We start from the raw sequence: 2,831 nt of genomic DNA on the forward strand, positions 1-2,831 counted from the left end.
ATTTGTCTTTTTGGTTCTGGAACTTTGGATCCCTGCTGCGGAAGCGATTGTCCGGGATGTAACCGTTGATCTGCCTTTCGTGCAGGTACTTCATGTTGGCTTCATTGGCGAAGCCGGTGTCCGCAGTGACAACGGTACCTTGTTGATAGATGCTGTCTGCAATGCCGAGCTTTTTGAAGCGGGCTTCCACACTTTCCAACACCGGCTTTAAAGTGTGGTGTTCCTGACCTTCGCCGAAGGCTTGGGCATCGATGATGATCTGGTGTTTCTTGTCCACCGTGGCCACGCCGTTATAGCCCTGAATTGTGCCCTTGCTGGTGGTCATCTTGGCGCTTTCGTTATCGGTGATGTTGCTCTTCACTTCCTTGCGCCGTTTCCCCTGGCCCATCCTTGGGCTGCTCGTCTTTAGGAAACGGTCTACTTTCTGCAAGGACTCGTCCAGAGAGAGAACCGTCTTCGCACGGCGGATATCCCGGTCCAGTTCGGCCTCGGTTTCCGCCTCATCCCGTTCGTGGTGTTCTTTCAGGTGGTGGCGGATGAGTCGTTTGAGTTTCTGGCGTTTCGCCTCCAGCTCTTTAAAGGTGCCGGACCATTCCTTGGCGGCATTGGAGGACATCTTGCAGCCGTCGATGGCAAACAGTTCGTGGCCCAGCAAGCCCTGTTCATCACAGACCAGCAGTACCTGTTCGAACAGTTCCTCAATCTCATCAGCATGGCTGCTGACGAACTTGGCCAAGGTCGTGAAATGGGGCACCGTGTCGCAGGACAGCGCTTTGAAAATAACGTTGGTCTCGCAGCACCACTGGATCTCCCGGCTGGAGGTGATACCGCGGGAATAGGCAAACAGAATAACGGGCAGCAGAATGGCCGGATCGTAGGCCCGACGGCCTGTGTCCTTGTTGCGATAACGGGGATAAAAAACCGACAGGTCGAGCTTGTGCTGAATCAGGTAGTGCACGGCATGTTCGAAGGTGCCGGGCTGAAGCTGCTCTTTATAATTCACCACGAGAATAGTGTCCTGGTCGTGGCTATAGGGCCTGAAGCGGGGCTTGGCTTTGGGCATCTGACGGCTCCTTGTCTGTTTGCTCAATCCTATCAAACCGAGGCGCGATTTCGGGGTTTTTCTACAGCCTCAACGCTGAGCTTAGCGGCGCCACGACAGTGGCGTCCGGTGGACGGCCCTCGGGCCGGGAACGTACTACAGCGACTTGTTAAAAGCTATCGCAGGCCACCCAGAGCCGCCAAGGCAACAAACGATACCAGCCTACTGACAATAACCATCAGGATGATGTCTGGCCAAATGTTTGCCCTGCTGAACTTTTTGAGAAGAACAAATAGCACGATAAGTGATAGCACCCAACCAGCCGTAGGCACCAAAGCAACGGCCGCAGCTCCTCCCGCTGCAATTACCGTCTCACTCAGAGCTAAATCCACATAGGTAATCTTTGCGGCTAGCCACAGCACCACACCGCCGATTAGAGCATCCAACACTACAACTACCAACTCATCCATGAGGTTTATCCTTACCTTTTAACGCCAACAGCAAGCGCGCCGTTTTTTGGCGTCGCCTTGACTGTTTTTGTTAGGGACAACTCTCATAATATACCTAAAGTGGTAAGACTTTTTCGGCCCAACTCCACACGCTTTTTAGCATCGGAGGCTTTCAATATGTCGATATTCAAAGCAAAGCTATAGACTTTTCCTTGCTTTACCACCCACCCGACCCACCATCCGATATCGGGATCAGGCGTATCTGTCCAACCAGTCTTACCGTGCAGTGCCCAATTGTCGCCATTTTCAAGACGTGTTATCTCACGTACTTGGTCCTGAATTTTGGTGGTGTATGGCAGCTTGTTCTGAGCTAAATCCGCTAGAAAGACTGTTTGCTCCACCGCAGAAATGGTCAATGGCCCTTCCAGCCAAAATTTGTCTACGACGGTGCCTACCTGATTGTTACCATACCCTATTAGTGCAAGATTTTTAGCCATACGGTCAAGCGTGATTCGCCGAGCAAGCCCTTGGTAAACGGGCACGTTTGAAATTGGTATGGCGTCGCGAAGAGACATGTCTTTCTCCCACGAGGAAAAGGGCTGTTCTTCTCCGCCGTATGGCAAAACCTGGTCTACATTCTCAACCGCGTTCTCAGCGAGACCTATAAGTGTGTGTGGTACCTTGTAAGTTGATGCAGGAATAAACCGAGTTTCCGCGCGCTGCCGGTCGAATCCGATGATTGTATCTTCTTCTACGTCGTATAGAACAAAGGTTCCTCGCACCTCTGCATCAATAAAGAGCTTTTCAATATCCGAGCTATTTTTCCAATCGGTAGCGAAAGCATAGTTCGAAACTATTAGAAAAAATACACCAATAATTCTCTTCATCTACTTATCCCTAACGCGAAGCTTAGCGGCGCCACGTCAGTGGCGTCCGGTGGACGGCCCTCGGGCCGGGAACGTACTACAGCGACTGGTTAGCTGAGAAGCACCGGCGGGCGACATACCCAGATCCTTGGCAACCAGCATGACCGCCTGCTCCGTTGCTTTGTGCACAAGCTCTGGACGATGCACTCCGATTAAAAACACCCGCACTGATGCGGAAAGTGAACCTGAACTTCAGATTAGCAGGTAAGCAAGGAACCAAGTTTCGACGGACACCTGGTTCCGGCAAACACTAACCTTTATGCCAACGCCGCTGGCTTATTTTGGCTACCCACTCGACGCGGGTTCCGACGGCCTTGGCAAACCACCGGAATTGACGGATTTGCTACCAGTTTACGGCCAAGGCCAATACCACCGAGCCAACCAAAAGGCACAACGCACTACCCAGCTAACGCT

General features: G+C 52.1%; 3 protein-coding genes. All 3 read right to left on the reverse strand.

The window, feature by feature from the left end:
* Positions 1 to 1,063 (reverse strand): transposase (locus FE848_RS18455; RefSeq protein WP_200205346.1); only part of this gene is annotated, 1,063 nt, incomplete at its 3' end.
* Positions 1,064 to 1,218: 155 nt separating this feature from the next.
* Entirely contained in the window at positions 1,219 to 1,512 is a 294-nt protein-coding gene (locus tag FE848_RS18460; protein ID WP_106762042.1) for a hypothetical protein, read from the reverse strand.
* Positions 1,513 to 1,595: 83 nt separating this feature from the next.
* Positions 1,596 to 2,378, reverse strand: coding sequence for a class D beta-lactamase (gene blaOXA, locus FE848_RS18465; RefSeq protein ID WP_200205349.1), 783 nt, complete (start codon positions 2,376 to 2,378; stop codon positions 1,596 to 1,598).
* Between the last annotated feature and the right edge of the window lie 453 nt (positions 2,379 to 2,831).

Origin of the sequence: Marinobacter sp. 1-3A, from assembly GCF_016597775.1 — a bacterium.
Classification (GTDB): domain Bacteria; phylum Pseudomonadota; class Gammaproteobacteria; order Pseudomonadales; family Oleiphilaceae; genus Marinobacter; species Marinobacter xiaoshiensis.

Bases quoted from the DNA above. Each gene is read 5' to 3' on its own strand.
- FE848_RS18460 (WP_106762042.1), bottom strand. From the start codon at position 1,512: ATGGATGAGTTGGTAGTTGTAGTGTTGGATGCTCTAATCGGCGGTGTG.
- blaOXA (WP_200205349.1), bottom strand. From the start codon at position 2,378: ATGAAGAGAATTATTGGTGTATTTTTTCTAATAGTTTCGAACTATGCT.